This window comes from Paeniglutamicibacter quisquiliarum (assembly GCF_019084045.1).
Lineage (GTDB): Bacteria > Actinomycetota > Actinomycetes > Actinomycetales > Micrococcaceae > Paeniglutamicibacter > Paeniglutamicibacter quisquiliarum.
Genome location: NZ_JAHRED010000017.1, coordinates 17,151 through 35,428, shown reverse-complemented (window position 1 = coordinate 35,428; position 18,278 = coordinate 17,151). Strand labels below are relative to the sequence as shown.

General features: G+C 67.6%; 18 protein-coding genes, 6 tRNA genes and 1 riboswitch. Of the genes, 16 read left to right on the top strand and 8 right to left on the bottom strand.

The features are described from left to right. Positions 1-76: 76 nt before the first annotated feature. From KRR55_RS19745 to KRR55_RS19720, 6 genes are all read right to left on the bottom strand, one after another. A tRNA-Gly gene (locus KRR55_RS19745) sits at positions 77-152 on the bottom strand. Between the two features lie 34 nt (positions 153-186). Beyond that, a tRNA-Val gene (locus KRR55_RS19740) sits at positions 187-258 on the bottom strand. Between the two features lie 151 nt (positions 259-409). Further along, positions 410-482 (bottom strand) — tRNA-Gly (locus tag KRR55_RS19735). Between the two features lie 34 nt (positions 483-516). Continuing rightward, positions 517-588: transfer RNA gene (locus KRR55_RS19730), tRNA-Val, on the bottom strand. 23 nt (positions 589-611) lie between these two features. Continuing rightward, a tRNA-Cys gene (locus tag KRR55_RS19725) sits at positions 612-682 on the bottom strand. 63 nt (positions 683-745) lie between these two features. Continuing rightward, positions 746-818: transfer RNA gene (locus tag KRR55_RS19720), tRNA-Gly, on the bottom strand. A gap of 210 nt (positions 819-1,028) precedes the next feature. Here KRR55_RS19720 and KRR55_RS19715 point away from each other — a divergent pair. From KRR55_RS19715 to KRR55_RS19650, 14 genes are all read left to right on the top strand, one after another. Next, the gene (locus KRR55_RS19715) at positions 1,029-1,880 is read left to right on the top strand and encodes a PD-(D/E)XK nuclease family protein (RefSeq protein WP_217391026.1); all 852 of its coding nucleotides are present in this window, start codon (positions 1,029-1,031) and stop codon (positions 1,878-1,880) included. Positions 1,881-1,996: 116 nt separating this feature from the next. After that, positions 1,997-2,572: a peptide deformylase gene (gene def, locus KRR55_RS19710; RefSeq protein WP_217391025.1), complete on the top strand. Its 576-nt coding sequence runs from the start codon at positions 1,997-1,999 to the stop codon at positions 2,570-2,572. Then, complete coding sequence (gene fmt / locus KRR55_RS19705; protein ID WP_217391024.1) at positions 2,569-3,507, top strand: methionyl-tRNA formyltransferase; 939 nt, start codon at positions 2,569-2,571, stop codon at positions 3,505-3,507. Before def ends, fmt begins: the two co-directional genes overlap by 4 nt. Beyond that, complete coding sequence (locus KRR55_RS19700; RefSeq protein WP_217391023.1) at positions 3,504-5,057, top strand: RsmB/NOP family class I SAM-dependent RNA methyltransferase; 1,554 nt, start codon at positions 3,504-3,506, stop codon at positions 5,055-5,057. The genes fmt and KRR55_RS19700 overlap by 4 nt, the downstream gene beginning before the upstream one ends. A 34-nt stretch (positions 5,058-5,091) precedes the next feature. Further along, positions 5,092-5,763, top strand: a complete 672-nt coding sequence (gene rpe / locus KRR55_RS19695; RefSeq protein ID WP_217391022.1) for a ribulose-phosphate 3-epimerase — start codon at positions 5,092-5,094, stop codon at positions 5,761-5,763. Between the two features lie 21 nt (positions 5,764-5,784). Continuing rightward, positions 5,785-5,930: riboswitch (FMN riboswitch) on the top strand. Between the two features lie 154 nt (positions 5,931-6,084). Beyond that, complete coding sequence (pnuC, locus tag KRR55_RS19690; protein WP_217391021.1) at positions 6,085-6,786, top strand: nicotinamide riboside transporter PnuC; 702 nt, start codon at positions 6,085-6,087, stop codon at positions 6,784-6,786. Further along, positions 6,786-7,838: a bifunctional diaminohydroxyphosphoribosylaminopyrimidine deaminase/5-amino-6-(5-phosphoribosylamino)uracil reductase RibD gene (gene ribD, locus KRR55_RS19685; protein WP_217391020.1), complete on the top strand. Its 1,053-nt coding sequence runs from the start codon at positions 6,786-6,788 to the stop codon at positions 7,836-7,838. The genes pnuC and ribD overlap by 1 nt, the downstream gene beginning before the upstream one ends. A gap of 11 nt (positions 7,839-7,849) precedes the next feature. After that, positions 7,850-8,482: a riboflavin synthase gene (locus KRR55_RS19680; protein ID WP_217391019.1), complete on the top strand. Its 633-nt coding sequence runs from the start codon at positions 7,850-7,852 to the stop codon at positions 8,480-8,482. Then, positions 8,479-9,762, top strand: coding sequence for a 3,4-dihydroxy-2-butanone-4-phosphate synthase (ribB, locus tag KRR55_RS19675; protein ID WP_217391018.1), 1,284 nt, complete (start codon positions 8,479-8,481; stop codon positions 9,760-9,762). Before KRR55_RS19680 ends, ribB begins: the two co-directional genes overlap by 4 nt. Further along, positions 9,759-10,241 carry a 6,7-dimethyl-8-ribityllumazine synthase gene (gene ribH, locus KRR55_RS19670; protein WP_217391017.1) on the top strand — a complete coding sequence of 161 codons (483 nt, stop codon included), beginning with the start codon at positions 9,759-9,761 and terminating at the stop codon, positions 10,239-10,241. The genes ribB and ribH overlap by 4 nt, the downstream gene beginning before the upstream one ends. A 231-nt stretch (positions 10,242-10,472) precedes the next feature. Then, positions 10,473-10,736: a phosphoribosyl-ATP diphosphatase gene (locus tag KRR55_RS19665; protein ID WP_217391016.1), complete on the top strand. Its 264-nt coding sequence runs from the start codon at positions 10,473-10,475 to the stop codon at positions 10,734-10,736. Positions 10,737-10,845: 109 nt separating this feature from the next. After that, positions 10,846-11,694: an ATP phosphoribosyltransferase gene (hisG, locus tag KRR55_RS19660; RefSeq protein WP_217391015.1), complete on the top strand. Its 849-nt coding sequence runs from the start codon at positions 10,846-10,848 to the stop codon at positions 11,692-11,694. A 70-nt stretch (positions 11,695-11,764) separates the two neighbouring features. Continuing rightward, complete coding sequence (gene hisF / locus KRR55_RS19655; protein WP_217391014.1) at positions 11,765-12,535, top strand: imidazole glycerol phosphate synthase subunit HisF; 771 nt, start codon at positions 11,765-11,767, stop codon at positions 12,533-12,535. After that, positions 12,510-13,286 carry a GNAT family N-acetyltransferase gene (locus KRR55_RS19650; RefSeq protein WP_217391013.1) on the top strand — a complete coding sequence of 259 codons (777 nt, stop codon included), beginning with the start codon at positions 12,510-12,512 and terminating at the stop codon, positions 13,284-13,286. The genes hisF and KRR55_RS19650 overlap by 26 nt, the downstream gene beginning before the upstream one ends. 44 nt (positions 13,287-13,330) lie before the next feature. Here KRR55_RS19650 and KRR55_RS19645 read toward each other — a convergent pair whose 3' ends face one another. After that, positions 13,331-13,966 (bottom strand): TetR/AcrR family transcriptional regulator, encoded by a 636-nt coding sequence (locus tag KRR55_RS19645; RefSeq protein WP_217391012.1) that lies wholly within the window; start codon positions 13,964-13,966, stop codon positions 13,331-13,333. A 201-nt stretch (positions 13,967-14,167) separates the two neighbouring features. Here KRR55_RS19645 and KRR55_RS19640 point away from each other — a divergent pair, with 201 nt between their 5' ends. Then, entirely contained in the window at positions 14,168-15,250 is a 1,083-nt protein-coding gene (locus tag KRR55_RS19640; RefSeq protein WP_217391011.1) for an agmatine deiminase family protein, read from the top strand. 108 nt (positions 15,251-15,358) lie between these two features. After that, positions 15,359-17,398: an amidase gene (locus KRR55_RS19635; protein WP_217391010.1), complete on the top strand. Its 2,040-nt coding sequence runs from the start codon at positions 15,359-15,361 to the stop codon at positions 17,396-17,398. On the opposite strand, the gene KRR55_RS19630 is transcribed toward KRR55_RS19635, so the two are convergent. After that, positions 17,388-18,065: an FMN-dependent NADH-azoreductase gene (locus KRR55_RS19630; RefSeq protein WP_217391009.1), complete on the bottom strand. Its 678-nt coding sequence runs from the start codon at positions 18,063-18,065 to the stop codon at positions 17,388-17,390. The genes KRR55_RS19635 and KRR55_RS19630 overlap by 11 nt on opposite strands. Positions 18,066-18,278: the final 213 nt, after the last annotated feature.

The following is an 18,278-nucleotide window of genomic DNA, read 5'->3' as shown; positions in this document are numbered from 1 at the left end:
CTGGGCTGGCGCCCAGGGCGGAGGGATGTTAAACAAGTAGATCGTGTGATTTGGAGAAATCACACGATCTACTTTTTGGAGTGGACAACGAGGTTCGAACTCGCGACCTCAACCTTGGCAAGGTTGCGCTCTACCAGCTGAGCTATGTCCACGTGAATAATCAATACCTAAAGTATAGACTCTTCGTGGGCGATACTGGGTTCGAACCAGTGACCTCTTCCGTGTCAGGGAAGCGCGCTACCGCTGCGCCAATCGCCCATTATGGGATGTTGCACCTGAACTATAGCTTGGATTCGCGATCTGCAAAATGGCAATCCACTTATTCATTCAGGTACTGCGGGTGTTTCCCACAGGGAAACACCAAAGAACAAGGACCCCTCTTCAAAAAGAATTGAGGCCCGATCTTCAGAGTGGACAACGAGGTTCGAACTCGCGACCTCGACCTTGGCAAGGTCGCGCTCTACCAGCTGAGCTATGTCCACGTGAAAAACCAACACACCAGGTGCGGATTATTCGTGGGCGATACTGGGTTCGAACCAGTGACCTCTTCCGTGTCAGGGAAGCGCGCTACCGCTGCGCCAATCGCCCATACTTCTTGCACAATTCCTACGAGGTGGGGACGGGATTCGAACCCGCGTAAACGGCTTTGCAGGCCGGTGCCTCGCCTCTCGGCCACCCCACCATAACCATTTGGTAAAATACCTCCTGGTTAGATCGGCAAAGCCGATCCGGTGATACAAATGCGAGTGGACAACGAGGTTCGAACTCGCGACCTCGACCTTGGCAAGGTCGCGCTCTACCAGCTGAGCTATGTCCACATGAAAGAAGCGCAATCCGCCTGGAATGTTTCCGTTCCGTTTGGCTGCGTTCCAACGAGTAAAAACTCTATACGACGTTTCACCAAAGTTCCAAATCGGCGCATTCCTGCGCCGACATGCAGGAAAGATCCTTGTGATCCCGCGGTTTTTGACTGGCCCGGAAACTCCCGAAGGCGGCAAAACGTCGCCGGAACGTGGAAAAATCTTCATATGACTTCACCAGCATTGGCCCAACAGACCGAATTCGGGCGCATGTATTCGAGAAAAATCGGCGCACTTCCGGAGGTTCCGTCCATCACCACTGTCATCGGGCAGGAAAAAATGGACATGGACGGTTGGATAGGTCACATGGCCGCCACGGCTGTGGTGCAGGACGCCAGGCTGGGCGACGCCGTCGGGAACTCCGCCAAGCTCAAGGCGCTGGCACGCCAGGCCTCAAGCGCTGCCGCGGACTACCGTGACCTGGCGGCGGCCCGAGGGGACCGGGTGCACCAATATTGCGAGCAGATAGCGTTGCGTGCCATGGGAAGGCCGCACCAGGCTGCCCAGGCCCGCGAAGCCCTCATCGCCAACAAGGAGGAAGGCTTTGCCGGGCGCTTTGACGAGTGGTGGGAAACCTACCAGGTGCAGCCGCTGGCCGCCGAGGTGACGGTCTGGAACTCAAGCATCGGGTACGCCGGAACCCTGGACTTGGTGGCCACCATTGGCGGGCGGCTGTGCCTGATCGACTACAAGACCCGCGGCACCAACCGCGATGGCCGGGTCAAGCCCCTGGATCCCAAGGTGGTCATGCAGCTTGCCGCGGGTGCCAAGGCCGAGGAAATGGTCGTTGACCCGGCCGCGGGCACGTGGGAACCGTGGAAATACTCACAGGACCCGATACTCCTGGGGGTGGCTATCGGCGAAACGGAAGTCCAGACGGTGATGGCCAATCCGGAGGTCCTGCCCGCGTACTGGTCGAAGTTTTGGTCCCTGCGCCAGGTGTGGGGCGCCTCCCAGAGGGTCGGCGATGCAGGGATGGCACTACGGGAAGTGGGTCCGCCTCCGCCACCGGTGGCCTGAGCCGGTCGGTAGACTGGTTGGCAGGGGACAGGTGCGCCGCCAGCTTGGCCGTGCCCGTCCGCCTTCATCCACAGCACATTGCCGGATTCCAGCCGGCCGAAGGGAGACCGGACCGCATGGCCGTCTTAGGAATTCGCATCGTTGGCGACCCAATCCTCCGAACCCGCGCGGACGAGGTCACCGAATTCGGGCCCGAACTGCGCAAGCTCGTCGCCGACATGGACGAGACCATGGAAAACGTCGAGGGTGCAGGACTGGCCGCACCCCAGGTGGGAGTCTCCCTGCGGGTCTTCACCTACCAGATCGCCGGGAACCGAGGGCACTTGATCAACCCGGTGCTGGAGCTGGGCGAGGAGTACCAGGACGACGTGACCGAGGGCTGCCTGTCCATCCCCGGACTGGGCTACCCGGTGCGCCGCCGCCAATGGACCCGGGCCACCGGGGTTGACGTGGACGGTAACCCCGTGGTCGTGGAGGGCGAGGGATTCCTTGCCCGCTGCCTGCAGCACGAGACCGACCACCTCGACGGAATCCTCTACATCGACCGGCTCGAGGGCGAGCTGAAGAAGGACGCCTTCCGCAAGCTGCGCGACACCAGCTACAACTCGGTCGCGGCGAACACCGTGACCAAGCGCAGCTCGGCGCTGGGATCCAGTTTCGGCGCCGGCGCGAGCTTCGGGCGCCAGGCATGAGGGTTCTGTTCGCCGGGACCCCCCAGGTCGCCGTGGCCTCGCTGGATCGGCTCGTGAACGACGGATTCGACGTGGTGGCGGTGCTGACGCGCGAGGACGCCCCGGTCGGGCGCAAGCGCATCATGACCCCGTCGCCCGTGGCGGCACGGGCCGCGGAACTGGGCATCGAGATCATCCACGCCAACCGCATCGGCGCGGAAACCCAGGAGCGGATTGCCGCCCTGGACGCCGACATCGCCGCAATCGTCGCCTATGGCGGGCTGGTCCCCGAAAAGGCGCTGGGCATTCCCCGCCTGGGATGGGTCAACCTACACTTCTCCCTCTTGCCCGCATGGCGCGGAGCCGCGCCGGTGCAGCACTCGATCATGGCCGGGGACGACATCACCGGGGCGGTGACCTTCCAACTCGAAAAGGGACTGGACACCGGCCCGGTCTTCGGGACCCTGACCGAGGCGATCGACCCGTCCGACACCGCCGGTGAGCTCCTGGGCCGGCTGGCGGTCTCCGGGGCGGTCCTGCTCTCGCAGACACTCTCGGGCCTGGACGCCGAAGCCCTGGTGGGCGTCCCGCAACAGGGGGAGGGCAGCTACGCGCACAAGCTCACCCTGGCCGACGGCAGGATCGACTGGAGCGCCCCGGCGCTGGCCATCCGGCGCCGGATCAACGGCACCACCCCCGATCCGGGAGCCTGGACGGAACTGGAGGGGCAGCGGTTCAAGATCGGCCCGCCGGTGCCCGCCGAGGACATTGGTTCCCTGGCCCCCGGCCAGGTAATGATTACCGGCGGCAAGCAACCGCGCGTCGTGGTTGGCACCGGATCGCACGGACTTGAACTTGCCCAGGTGCAACCGCCGGGCAAAAAAATGATGAATGCAGCAGATTGGGCGCGGGGCATGCTCGCGTCTGGAACCGTGGATGAGGTGAAATTCGCATGAGCGAATTCGGACAGGGACGTTCCGACCGTCCGCGACGCAGCGAACCGAACCGCGGCGGTGGCCAGGAACGTCGCAACGACGCCGGACGCACCCGCAACCGCGGGGGATCCGCGCCACGCCAATTCAGTGCCTCCGCGCCCTCGGCGCGCAACCGCCGTGCCGACCAGGCCCGGCTGACGGCCTTCGAGGTGCTGCGCGCCGTTGCCGAAAACGACGCCTACGCCAACCTGGTGCTCCCGGCCCGGATCCGCGAACACCGCCTCGACCGGCGCGACGCCGGCTTCGCCACCGAACTCACCTACGGGGCCCTGCGTGGCCAGGGACTCTACGACGCGATCCTGGCCCGCTGCGTTGACCGGCCGCTTGACCAACTGGACCCGGCCGTCCTCGACGCCCTGCGCCTGGGGGCCCACCAGCTGCTGGCCATGCGCGTGCCCAGCCACGCGGCACTTGACGAGACCGTGTCGCTGGCGCGCATGGTGATCGGCGCCGGCGCGTCCGGGCTGATCAATGCGGTGCTGCGCAAGGTCTCGCTGAAGGACCTTGACACCTGGAGCGGGGAACTCGTCGCCGGGATCGCCGATGAAAGCGCGGCGGCGGCCCTGGTGCATTCGCACCCCGAATGGATCGTGCGGGCACTGCGCCAGGCGCTGGTGGCCCACGGCCGCGACGCCTCCGAAATCACCGACCTGCTCATCGCCGACAACCTGGCCCCGGTCGTCAACCTCGTGGCGCTGCCCGGCGTCGGCTCGCTGGACGAGGCCCTTGACGCGGGCGCGGAGCCCGGGACCCTGGTGGCCGATTCGGCCTACTACCAGGGCGGGGACATCGCCCGGCTTTCCTCGGTGCGCGCCGGAAGCACCCGCGTGCAGGATGCCGGCTCCCAGCTGGTCGCCCGCGCCCTGGCCCGGGTGGCGCTGCCCGATGACGGCGAGGACACCTACTGGCTGGACCTGTGCGCCGGCCCCGGCGGCAAGGCGGCACTGTTGGCCGCCCTGGCGGCCGAGCACGGCGCGAAGCTCACCGCCAACGAACCCGCCCAGCACCGCGCCGAACTGGTCAACAAGGCCCTGGTGGCCATCGACCCCGAGACCTGGATGATCTCGGTGCGCGACGGGCGCGAATACGGCGAAACCGAATACGCCGGGGGCTATGACCGGATCATGGTCGACGCACCGTGCTCGGGCCTTGGCGCGCTGCGCCGCCGCCCCGAATCCCGGTGGCGCAAGAGCCCCCGCGACGTCGCCGAGCTGACGATCCTGCAAGGAGAGCTCCTGGACGCGGCACTCAGCGCCGTGCGCGTGGGCGGCGTGGTCGCCTACGTGACCTGTTCGCCGCACCCGGCGGAAACCGTTGCTGTGGTCGATGACCTGCTGGCCCGGAACAAGAACGCCAGGTTGCTGGACACCGGGGCGGCCCTCGAATCCGCCGCCCTGCCGGGACTCGCATCCGCCGCCCGCGCCGTGGGCGAGGGAAGCACCATCCAGCTGTGGCCGCACATCCACCGCACCGATGCCATGTTCATGGCGCTGTTCACCCGCACCGCCTAGACCCGCCGGTCCGCCCGGCAAGCAGAAGGAATCCATGCGTACCTGCCAGATCAACCCGTCGATCCTCTCGGCGGACTTCACCAACCTCGAACGCGAACTCACCCGCATCCACACCGCCGACGCGGTGCACGTCGATGTCATGGACAACCACTTCGTGCCCAACCTGACCATCGGCCTGCCGGTGGTGCAGCGGCTGGCCGAGGTCAGCGCGTTGCCGCTGGATGTGCACCTGATGATCAGCGACGTGGACCGGTGGGGCCCGGGCTACGCCGAGGCGGGCGCGGCCTCGGTCACCTTCCACGCCGAGGCCTCCGCCGCGCCGGTCAAGCTGGCGCGGGACCTTCGGGCCGCCGGCGCCCGCGCGGCGATGGCGCTGCGCCCGGCCACGCCCATCGAGCCCTACCTGGACATGCTGCCGGAACTGGACATGGTGCTGCTGATGACCGTCGAGCCCGGATTTGGCGGGCAGGCATTCCTGGACCTCGTGCTGCCCAAGATCCGCCGGGCCCGGCGTGCCATTGACGGAACCGGCCTGCCCATCGCGCTGCAGGTCGACGGAGGGGTCACCTGCGAGACGATCCTGCGCGCGGCCGAGGCCGGGGCGGACGTCTTCGTGGCCGGCTCCTCGGTGTACGGGACCGAGGACCCCGCCGAGGCGGTAGTCACATTGCGAAATCTCGCGGCACGGACACCCGTTTCCATGTAATACTAAGAGCTACAACTACACAACGTGCTCCGGGGTCGGTGTAAGTCCGAACCGGCGGTTATAGTCCGCGACCCAAGCCAAACGGATCCCTCCGGGGATCTTGAAGCCTGGTTGAACTGGTGAAATTCCGGTACCGACAGTTAAAGTCTGGATGGGAGAAGCACGTACACGCAACACCAGCGCTCTCGCGAGTGCGAATGGCACGGACCGAAGGAAATCCAAGCGATTTCCCCGAATCCTGAACCTTCGCCAGTGGGTCGGCCCTAAAGGTGGAACCGTCGTATCGAACCCCCGGAGCCATCGCGGCTTGACAGGAGGACGATGGATTTTCTGCGGTGGCTCATTGAAGCTTTCAATTCTTACATCACGGTAGGCAGCAGCGCGCTGCTCGTACGCGAAGTGGTGGGCAACGTCTTCGGACTTGCCTCCGCCCTGGGCGGCATCCGCCGCAAGGTCTGGGCGTGGCCCGTCGGCATCGTGGGCAACATACTGCTCCTGACAGTGTTCCTGGGCAGCATCTTCGGCAACGACCAGACCGCCAACCTGCTCGGCCAGGCCGGACGCCAGGTCATGTTCATCGCCGTGTCCTTCTACGGCTGGAAACGGTGGAAATCGAGCCGGGCATCCGGCGCCGGCGCCGTCACCCCGCGCTGGGCCACCGGCACCGAGCGCCTGTCCCTTGCCGCAATCATGATCATCGGCACCGTCGCACTGACCCCGATCTTCGGAGCCCTGGGATCCTACGCACCCGTCTGGGCCGATGCCTGGACCTTCGTCGGTTCCCTGCTGGCCACCTACGGCATGGCCAAGGGGCTGGTCGAATTCTGGCTGATCTGGGTCCTTGTCGACGTGGTCGGGGTGCCGCTGCTCTTCAGCGCCGGATACTTCGCCAGTGCCTTCATGTACCTCTTCTACGGGTGCTTCACGCTCGTGGGGTTCTTCATTTGGTGGAAGGCCAAGAACGACGCCAAGCCAAGCATTGAAACCGAGATGCCCGACCCGAGGGTGAAGGTGAAGGGCTGATGCAATCCTCACGGGCACTGGCCGCGATGCGGCTCTCCCTTGAACTGGCACGCCGCGGCACCCGCGGCGCAAACCCCCTGGTCGGAGCCGTCATCATCGACCCGGAGGGCGCGATCCTGGCCACCGGGTACCACCGCGGCGCCGGCACCCCGCACGCCGAGGCCGACGCGCTGAACCGCCTGGGCGCCATCGACCCGGCGGCGGCCCGCGCAGCGACCATGCTGGTCACCCTCGAGCCCTGCAACCACACCGGACGCACCGGCCCCTGCTCCCGCGCCATCATCGACGCCGGCATCGGCAACGTGGTCTTCGCCGTCGCCGATGGCGGCGCGGAGGCCGGCGGGGGAGCGCAGACGCTGCGCGCGGCGGGAGTCAACGTGTCCCAGGGACTGCTGGAGGCCGAGGCCACCGAGCTGAACCACCGCTGGTTCGCCGCGCGCGCAGCCAACCGGCCCTTCACCACGCTGCACCTGGCCCAGACCCTCGACGGGAGGATCGCGGCCAAGGACGGTACCAGCCAATGGATCACCTCGCCGCGTTCGCTGCTCCACGCCCACGAGGTCCGCTCCCGGGTGGGCGCGATCGTGGTGGGCACCGGAACAGTGATGGCCGACAACCCCCGGCTGAACGCCCGCGACGAACACGGCGAGCCCCTCGGCTCCCAGCCGCGGCGCATCGTCATGGGGCGGCGGGACATCCCTGCGGACGCCGCCCTGAAGGCCGACGGGAACTGGGAACAAATCCGCTCCCGCGACCCGCACGAGGTCCTGGCGCGGATCGCGTCCCGGGGCATCGGCCACACCCTCATCGAGGGCGGCGCCTCCATTGCCACCGCGTTCCTGGCCGCGGACCTCGTCGACGAGATCTTCCTCTACCAGGCACCGATCTTCCTGGGCTCCGGCCGCGGCAGCGTGGGGGAGCTGGGTGTCGACACCCTCGCGGCCGCCCGGCGCTTCCGCCTGGACGCCGTGGACGGGGAGGCGGTGCGCATCCTGGGCCCCGACACGCTCACCCATCTTGAACCCATGCCGACCGGCACCGACACACTTTAAGGAATCCACTCATGTTCACCGGAATCATCAGCGGAATGGGCCGCATCGAGGCCATCGACGCGACACCGGAAACCGACTCGGTCATCCTGCGCATCACTGCCCCGAACCACACCGAGAACCTGGAGCTGGGCGGCTCCATCGCCGTCAACGGCGTCTGCCTGACCGCCACGTCCATTGCCGGGGACACCCTGTCCCTGGACGTGATGGGCGAGACCCTGCGCCACACCACCATCGGCTCGCTCGCCCGGGGCGAGGACATCAACCTGGAACGCTGCGTCCAGGCCGGCGGCCGGCTCGACGGCCACGTCGTGCAGGGCCACGTCGACGGGGTCGGACGCCTCCTGGAGCACGAATCCCTGGGCGCCTGGGACCGCTTCCGCTTCTCCATCCCCTTCGACCTGGCCAGGTACGTGGCCAGGAAGGGATCCATCGCGATCGACGGGATCTCCCTGACCGTCACCGACGTCTCGGACGCACACGAAAAGGAACAGTGGTTCGAGGTCGGGATCATCCCCACGACACTGCGCGAAACCACGCTGGGCCAGCGCGTGCCCGGCTCCGCGGTCAACCTGGAAGTGGACGTCATGGCCAAGTACGCCGAGCGTCTTGCATCATTCAACAACATCGAAAGCAGCGCATCATGAGCACCGATTCCATACGCCTGGATTCCATTGACGCCGCGATCAGCGCCATGGCTGCCGGCCAGGCCGTCGTGGTCGTCGACGACGCGGACCGCGAAAACGAGGGCGACATCATCTTCGCCGCCGAGTTCGCCACCCCGGAGCTAATGGGCTGGACCATCCGCCATTCCTCGGGCGTGGTGTGCACCCCGATGGACGGGGACCGGGCCGACGCCATGGGCCTGCCGCCCATGGTGGAAGACAACCAGGATGCCAAGGGCACCGCGTACACCGTCTCCTGCGATGCCGCACACGGGGTCAGCACCGGCATCAGCGCCGCCGACCGTGCCCTGACCTCCCGCATCCTGGCCGATCCGGCCTCCGGTCCCGACCTGATCACCCGCCCGGGACACATCTTCCCGCTGCGCGCGGTCGATGGCGGGGTGCTGGTGCGCCGCGGCCACACCGAGGCCAGTGTCGATTTGTGCAAGGCCGCGGGCCTGGAGCCCGTCGGGGTCATCGCCGAGATCGTCCACGACGACGGATCGATGATGCGCCTGCCCGAGCTGCGCGAGTTCGCCGACCTGTGGAACATCCCCCTGATCAGCATCGAGGACCTGGCCGCCTGGCGGGCCACCATGGACGCCGAGCCGGCGGTGGGCACCAGTGCCGCCGCGGTGCAGGGCGGGCCCGAGGTCAGGGTCCCCACCCCGCACGGCGAGTTCATGGTCCGCGCCTGGCGCGAACGCGGCAGCGGCACCGAGCACCTTTCGCTCAGCGCAGCGGGGCCCGACGGCACCATGCCGGTCGAACCGCTGGTGCGCGTGCATTCGGAGTGCCTCACCGGCGACGTGTTCGGCTCCTACCGCTGCGACTGCGGGGAGCAGCTCGCCGCCGGGCTGGAGGCCATCAACGAATACGGCGGGGTGCTGGTCTACCTGCGCGGCCACGAGGGCCGCGGCATCGGGCTGGCCAACAAGATCCGCGCCTACGCGCTGCAGGACGGCGGAGCCAACACCGTGGCCGCCAACGAGCAGCTGGGCCTGCCGGTCGACGCACGAAACTACGACGCGGCCGCGGCCATCCTGCACGCGCTGTCCATCCAACGCATCCGGTTGATCACCAACAACCCGCTGAAGGAAGAATGGCTGGAGCAGGCGGGGATCGCCGTTTCCGAACGCGTCCCCACCCGCGTGGCCGCGCGCCCCGAAAACCTTGAGTACCTGCGCACCAAGCAAAACCTGATGAACCATTCACTGCAATTGCCAACCACCGAAAACACCAACCCAGGAGTGAAATCATGAGCGGACACGGAGCACCCCTCGTCGGGGCCAGCGAATTGGCGGCCGCCGGCGAAGCCGGCATGCGCGCGGTGATCGTCGCTGCCAGCTGGCACACCCAGATCATGGACGGCCTGCTGGACGGCGCCCTGCGCGCCGCCGCCGACGCCGGGATCAAGACCCCCGAGGTCATCCGCGTCCCGGGCACCTTCGAGCTCCCCGTCGCCGCGGCACGCCTGGCGCATTCCTACGACACCGTCATCGCCCTGGGCGTGGTCATCCGCGGCGGAACCCCGCACTTCGACTTTGTCTGCCAGGGTGCAACCATGGGCCTTACCGACGTCTCGGTGCGCACCGGCGTTCCCGTGGGCTTCGGCGTATTGACCTGTGACAACGAGGAGCAGGCCATTGCCCGTGCCGGCTTGGAGGGGTCGGTTGAGGACAAGGGCTACGAGGCCATGAGCGCCGGGCTGCAGACCGCCGTCGCCCTGGCCCGCCGCTAGCAGGACCCTTCACGCCGCCGCCCGCACCGCCGGTTCCCGCATGGCGGAGACATGCCGGGGGAGCCGGCGGCGGCGTGTTCATCGGGGCCCGGCAGGTGTCCACGGGCCGCATGCGCCCGGCGCGCGGGAGTCGGGACAGGGCCGCGTCATCTTCGCCCGAAGCCGCGAGTCCTTCGTCACATTGGGGGCGCGGTTGTGAATGCGGACAACGGGCCAAGATACCCTGACTATGTGAAAACTTTTGACACTCTCTTCGCCGAGCTCTCCGAGAAGGCCAAGACCCGCCCCGAAGGTTCGCGTACGATCGCCGAACTGGATTCCGGCGTTCATGGCATCGGAAAGAAGATCGTGGAGGAAGCCGCCGAAGTCTGGATGGCTGCCGAATACGAGTCCGACGAGGCCACCTCCGAAGAAATCTCCCAGCTGCTCTACCACCTCCAGGTGATGATGCTTGCCAAGGGGCTGACTCTGCAGGACGTTTACAAGCATCTCTAGCCGCCGCATCCGGGATGTTTTCCCCTCCCGCGCAGCGGTGGCCAACAAGCACCAATTTGTTGTCCTTATGCCGTAACACCCCCACAAAGTCTGAAAAGAGAACCGCACCATGTTGCGAGTAGCACTTCCCAACAAGGGAGCCCTGTCCGAAATCGCCTCGACCATGCTGTTGGAGGCCGGATACGTCCAGCGCCGCGACAACCGCGAACTGGTCATGGTCGACCCCGACAACGACGTGGAGTTCTTCTACCTCCGTCCCCGTGACATCGCCGTGTATGTCGGCGGCGGCATCCTCGATGTCGGAATCACCGGACGCGACCTGTACCTGGACGCCGAGGTCAACGACCACGTCGACGAGGTCCTGCCGCTGGGCATCGGGGCCTCCACCTTCCGCTTCGCCGGCCCGGCCGGGGTCTTCACGACCCAGCAGGAACTTCAGGGCAAGCGCATCGCCACCAGCTACGACGCGCTGCTGCGCCAGTACCTGGAAACCAACAACATCGCCGCCGACGTGGTCCGCCTGGACGGCGCCGTCGAGTCCTCGGTGCGCCTGGGCGTGGCCGACGCCATCGCCGACGTCGTGGAAACCGGCAACACCCTCAAGGCAGCCGGCATGGCCGTCTTCGGGGATCCCATCCTGCAGTCCGAGGCAGTGCTCATCGGCCGCACCGGCCGCGCCCCCGCCGGGCTTGAGGTCCTCAAGCGCCGGCTCACCGGCGTGCTGGTGGCCCGCCGCTACGTCATGCTCGACTACGACGTGCGCCGGGACCTGGTCGACGAGGCCACCCGGCTCACCCCTGGCCTGGAGTCCCCGACGGTTTCCCCGCTGCAGGACTCGGACTGGGTCGCCGTGCGCGCCATGGTCAAGAAGAGCCACACCAACAACATCATGGATGAGCTGTACAACATCGGCGCCCGCGCCATCCTTGTCACCAACATCCACGCCTGCCGCATCTAGCAAGGCAACCAAGCGCAGTGCCCCTCGAAGAACAACGCTCTTCACTACTTTTTCCAGGAGTTGATCCTTCATGACTGTTGCGATCCGTGTGATCCCGTGCCTCGATGTGGATAACGGCCGAGTCGTCAAGGGAGTGAACTTCGAGGGGCTGCGCGATGCCGGTGACCCGGTGGAACTCGCCAAGCGCTACAACGCCGCCGGCGCCGACGAGATCACCTTCCTCGACGTCACGGCATCCTCGGGCAACCGGGAAACCACCTACGACGTGGTGGCCCACACCGCCGAGGAAATCTTCATCCCGCTCACCGTCGGCGGCGGGGTGCGCGCCGTCGAGGACGTTGACCGCCTGCTGCGGGCAGGGGCCGACAAGGCCTCAATCAACACCGCGGCGGTCGACCGTCCCGAGGTCATCAACGAGATCACGCGGCGCTTCGGGTCCCAGGTCCTGGTGCTCTCCCTGGACGCCCGGCGCACGGACAACCCGGACGTCGAATCCGGCTTCGAGGTGACCACCCACGGCGGGCGCACCGGCACCGGCCGTTGCGCCGTGGCCTGGGCCAAGGAAGCGGCCGAGCGCGGCGTGGGGGAAATCCTGCTGAACTCGATCGACGCCGACGGCACCAAGGACGGTTTCGACCTGGAAATGATCCGTGCCGTGCGCGCGGAAGTCACCGTTCCGCTGATCGCTTCCGGCGGTGCCGGCGGACCCGAGCACTTCCCGCCGGCCATCGCTGCCGGCGCCGATGCGGTGCTTGCCGCCTCGATCTTCCACTTCGGCCCCGACGACATGATCAAGCAGGTCAAGGACGCCATCCGTGAAGCCGGTTTCCCCGTTCGCTAAACTCGCGTCCCTGGACGAGACCATGTCCGCCGGTTGGCGGGCACTGGAAACGGAAGATGTTTCCGGATGGGTGTGCCGTTTTTCGCACGGCGTGACCCGCCGGGCCAACTCGCTGCTCCCGCTGGCCGGTCCTGCCGACGTCGCCGCTGCCATCGTCGAGGCGGAGAACCGCTATGCCCGTCGCGGGCTGCCGGCGGTGTTCCAGATCAGCCCCGACTGCCGGCCGGGCACCCTCGACGCGACCCTCGCCGCCAGGGGATACGTGCTCGATTCGCCGACCCTGGTCCAGTTCCTGCCCCTGGATGAATCCGGCCACCAGCCGCCCCCGGGCACCGACGCGCGCATCGAGCTTTCTTGCCTGCCCGGCGGGGCCTGGCTTGAGGCCTTCTGGGAGGTCGAGGGACCGCACGACGCCCCGCAGCAAGACACCTCCCGGGCCATCCTGGCCAACACCGATTCCATCTACGCCTCGCTGGTCGTCGATGGTGCCGTCGAGGCCGTGGCCCGGCTGGCCCTGGTGGGGAACCTGGGCGGGATCTATTCCGTGGCCACCCGCGAACCGTTTCGCTCCCGCGGCCACGGCCGCGCGGTGGTGCAGGCACTGCTCGGCGAGGCGTCGAGGCTGAAGCTGGCGGGAGTGTGGCTGCAGGTCGTCGCATCAAATCTCGCGGCCCGCGCACTCTATGAATCCCTGGGCTTTGAAAACGTTTCCCGCTACCACTACCGCGTGGAGCCCGCCGCCCGTCCGTGAGGCCTGGGTGTCATGGAACCCCGGGGGATCCTGCGCCGATGCCTTCAGGAGCTCGTCGCCGGCTCCTGCGGCTGTGCTGAATTCCCCTGCAGCCGGAATCCGGCCAGCAGTATCTCCAGGCCGTATTCGAACGTCCTCCAGGCCCGCTCCGGCACGGCAAGCCCCGCCTCCAGGGCGGCATTCAGGGCACCGGAGTTCTCGTCGGCCGACTCCCAGACCTGGGACGGTGCCGCGGCGTCAAGGGCAGATCCAAGGACAAAGGAATCCAGCACGGTGATCGCGGCCAGCGAGTCCGCCGCCGTGAAGCCGCCGGCGGCGAAGGCACCGGCGAGCCGGTCGTAGACCCGCAGGGTTCCCTCGTCCCGGACGGTATGCGCGGTGAACAGCGGAATCAGCCTCGGGTGCTTGGCATAGGAACGCATATAGCCGGTGGCGATCTGCCGCAAGGTGTTCACCCAATCGCCGTCGGGTTCCGGCAGCTCGATCTCGCCCATGGCCGCCCCGCGCATCATTTCCACAATGTCGTCCTTGGACGCGACGTGGTTGTAGAGCGAGGAGGGGCTGACGCCCATGGCCTTCGCCAGGCCCGGAATCGTGAATTCGCCATTCCTGTCGACCAGGGCCAACGCCGCGTCGGCAATGGCGGGCGCGGATAGCTTGGGGGTGCGCGGGCGGGCCATACAACGTTCCTCCTGGGTCGCGGGAAAGCCGGCAGCACCATTCTAACGAATCAAGTTCGTTTTACCCCTTGCGGAGGGGGTCCCTGGACGCCATAATTAAACGAACCACATTCGTTTATCGTGGCGGTGGTCTCGGTCCGATTCCCCTTCGGCACCCAAAGCAGCACCGTTCACGCACCAAGCACGCGCAGGAGAACCACCATGAACTGGACCATGCCCGCCGAGACCTCGGCCCAGAAACGCGTCTGGATGGCCTTTCCCCACGAGGGCTACACGCTCGGGGACACCGATGCCGAGGCCCACGCGGCGCGCTCGACCTGGGCCAACGTCGCCCACGCGGTGGCAGGGTTCGCCCCGGTCACCATGGTGGTGGACCCGGCCGACGTGGAGATCGCCGCACGCTACCTGGAGGAGCACATCGAGATCCGCACCGCGGAACTCAACGACGCCTGGATGCGCGACATCGGACCCACCTTCGTCACCAACGAGGCCGGCGACGTGGCCGCGGTCGACTGGGTGTTCAACGGCTGGGGCGCGCAGGATTGGGCCGCCTGGGACAAGGACGAAAAGATCGGTGCCAGGGTCGCCGAGTGGGCCGGCGTGCCGCGCATCGCCTCGACGCTGGTCAACGAGGGCGGCGGCATCCATGTAGACGGTCAGGGCACGGTGCTGGCCACCGAATCCGTGCAGCTGGACCCGGGACGCAACCCGGGGGCCACCAAGAAGGAGGTGGAAGCGGAGTTCGCCCGAATCCTGGGCGCCACCAAGGTGCACTGGCTGCCGCGCGGGCTGGCCCGCGACGGCGAGGAGTTCGGGACCCGCGGGCACGTTGACATCGTCGCCACCATCCCCTCCCCGGGCACCGTGCTCATCCACTCCCAGCAGAACCCCGCGCACCCCGACCACGCGATCTGCCGGGACCTGGCCGCCACCTTCCACGGCGCCACCGACGCGAGGGGACGCCACTTCAATGTCATCGAGGTCCCGGCCCCCACCGTCTTGCGCGATGCCGAGGGTTTCGTGGACTACAGCTACATCAACCACCTGGTCGTCAACGACGGCGTGGTCGCGTGCACCTTCGATGACCCGAACGACGAGTTGGCCCTGGCCATCCTGGCCGATGCCTACCCGGGGCGCACGGTCGTGGGCGTGGATGCCCGCGAGCTCTTCGCCCGCGGCGGCGGCATCCACTGCATCACCCAGCAGGAACCGATGGCCGCGGGGGCGGCGGCCACGCACCCGTTCCATTCCGGGGTCCCCGCCTCGGCGCAGGCACGGCCCTGACCCCCGGCCAGGAGCCTTCGCCCGGCACCGCTGCCCACGCGTGCAGCACCTCGGTTCCCCCGTGCGCCGCGTGGACGCGGGGCACTTCCCAGAAAGAACACGTTTCCCATGACCCGACCGTTCACCATCCACGACGCTTCCATCGAACAAACCCTTCGTGCCCTTGAATCCGGCGAAGTGACGGCCGTCGAGCTCCTTGCCGCACACCTGGCACGCATCGGGCGCTTTGACCGGTCCTCGGTCCGGCTGAACGCCGTGCCCGTGCTGAACCCGGGCGCCTTTGCCGAGGCCGCCGCCTCCGACGCCCGCCGCCGCGCGGGGTTGGCCGGCTCCCTGGAGGGCGTGCCCTTCACCGTCAAGGACAGCTACATGGTCGCCGGGCTCACCGTCGCCGCCGGCTCGCCGGCCTTCAAGGACCTGGTGGCCACGCACGACGCCTTCACCGTTGCCCGCATCCGTGAGGCAGGGGGAATGCTGGTGGGCAAGACCAACATGCCGCCCATGGCCGACGGGGGCATGCAGCGCGGTCTCTACGGCCGCGCCGAAAGCCCCTACAACGCCAACTACCTGGCGGCCGCCTTCGCCTCCGGGTCCTCCAACGGATCGGGGGTTGCCACCACGGCGAGCCTGGGCGTCTTCGGCATGGGGGAGGAGACCGTGTCCTCGGGCCGCAGCCCGGCCTCCAACAACTCCCTGTGCGCCTACACCCCCTCGCGCGGGGTCATCTCGATCCGCGGCAACTGGCCGCTCTTCCCCACGCGCGACGTCGTGGTCCCGCACACCCGGACCATGGATGACATGTTCCGCGTGCTGGACGTGGTCGTCGCCGACGATCCCGAGACCACCGGGGATTTCTGGCGCGACCAAGCGGCCGTCAAGCTGCCTGCGGCCTCGGCCGTCCGCCCCGAAAGCTACACGGCGTTGGCCGACGCCGAGGCGTTGAAGGGCAAGCGCCTGGGCGTGCCGCGCATGTACCTGGGCCAGGACCCCAAGTTCCCCATCCGCGTGCGTCCCAGCGTGCTGGGACTCTGGGACGCTGCCCGCAGGCGGCTCGAGGACCTCGGGGCCACGGTCGTCGAGGTCGACTTCCCGGTCATTGAAAAATACGAGGGCAACATCCCCGGAGGCGAGCAGCTCGGCGCCCTGGGCGTCCTGCCGGAGGGCTGGATGACGCTGGAATTCAACGAGATCCTTGCCCACGGCTGGGACACGTTCCTGCGCGCAAACAACGACCCCGCACTGAACCGGCTGGCCGCGGTGGACCATCTGCGGATCTTCCCGGCCCCGGCCGGATCGCTGCCTGACCGCTACGAAGAGGTCGAGGACTACGAGAACCGCTACCGCGACGTGGTGGCGATGGCGGGCGACGGCCTGCCCGACCCGGCAACGCTGCCGGGGTTTGCAGCCGGGCTCACTGCCCTGGAAACCCTGCGCAAGGAACTCTTCGAGGACTGGCTGGCCCGGCACGACCTCGACGGGGTCGTTTTCCCGGCCAATGCCGACGTCGGTGCCGCGGATGCCGACACCGACCCGGCCTCGGCGGACCGGGCCTGGGAAAACGGGGTCTTCTTCTCCCACGGCAACTACGCCATGCGCCACTTCGGCATCCCGTCGGTCACCGTGGCCATGGGCTTGATGGAAGACACCGGCATGCCGGTGGGGTTGACCTTTGCCGGCCCCGCCTACGCCGACAACGCGATCCTGGGCTGGGGCTGGGCCTTCGAGGATGCCGGCACGCTGCGCCGGGCCCCGGCACTCGCCCCCGGGCTGCCCGGTGACGGCAACTGGACGGGGTGCCGCGCGGAGGCCGCCGACGGCGCAGCGGGGCCGCGGATCGGGATCGACGCGCGATTCGATCCGCAGTCCCAGCACGAGGGCGCCCGCAGGCTGCTGCTCGAGGGAGAAATCCAGGCGCCGGAGGATGCCGAGTTGCGGCTGACCGTCAACGGGGAACCAACGGCAGTGCTGCGGGAGGGGAATATGTGGAGGGCCACGGCGGTCCTGCCCGCTGCGGTGGAACCGGCGGCCACCGGGTCCAACCCGGCAGGCGCCGTGCTGGCCGTGATCCACGTGGTGGCCCCGGGCGGGCGCGCGGCGGGTGGCTTCACGGAAATCTGGCCGCCGCCCGGGGCCGGACTCAGCTGCTGACGAGCTCTTTGGCGCCGGTGGCAAACAGCTTGCCGGCAAACCCGATGGCTTCGGCGGACAGCTCGGCCTCGGCGAGCCGGCGGGAGCCGTCGACATCGGCGTTCAGGACGGTGGGGGCGAAGCGCACGTGGGCAGCGTCCCGGACGCCGATGAAGTCCAGCCAGTCGGCAAAGAAGGTGCTGCTGAAGTCGGAACCGAAGGCGGCAGGCAAGCCGGGGGCGTAAACGCCGCTGGTGTGGATGGCGAGGGCATGCTTGCCCTCCATCAGGCCGCGGTAGCCCTTTTCCGGATCGAATCCGAAGCTCCAACCGGGCTGGGTAATGATGTCGATCCACTGCTTCAGGACGTAGGGGACGCCGGCATTCCACATGGGGACGTTGAAGACGTAGGCATCGGCGGCGGCGAACTGGTCGAACACGGCGCGGGCCGCGTTCCACGCGGCAACCTGCTCCGGCGTTTGTTCCCCGCCGGAGAAGACGGCCATTTTGGCATCCGCCGCGGTGCGGCCAAAATCGGGCAGCGCCCCGGTGTCGAACAGGTCGAGGGTCACCAGGTCTAGGGCCGCCGGGGCGGCAGCCTGCACTGAATCGATGAAATGCCTCGCCAGCCCCAGGGACTCGCTGTTGGCATGGCGGGGGGAGGCATTGACGTGGAGGAGGGTGGGCATGGGCTTCCTTTCAGGGATTGGTTCGGGAGGCCTCGGGCGCCTCCCGAACTAATCTTGACGCAGGGCCCGGCCCCGCGTAAGACGGCACAATTTTGTGCCCACGGCACGTCGGGGTGCCTTCCCGTGGTGCCCTCCCATTCGCGGGGCAACCGGCGGCGGGCGCGGCCCATGGTTCGCGGCGCGGGGAAGATGTGGCATATTTCTATTGGGAAC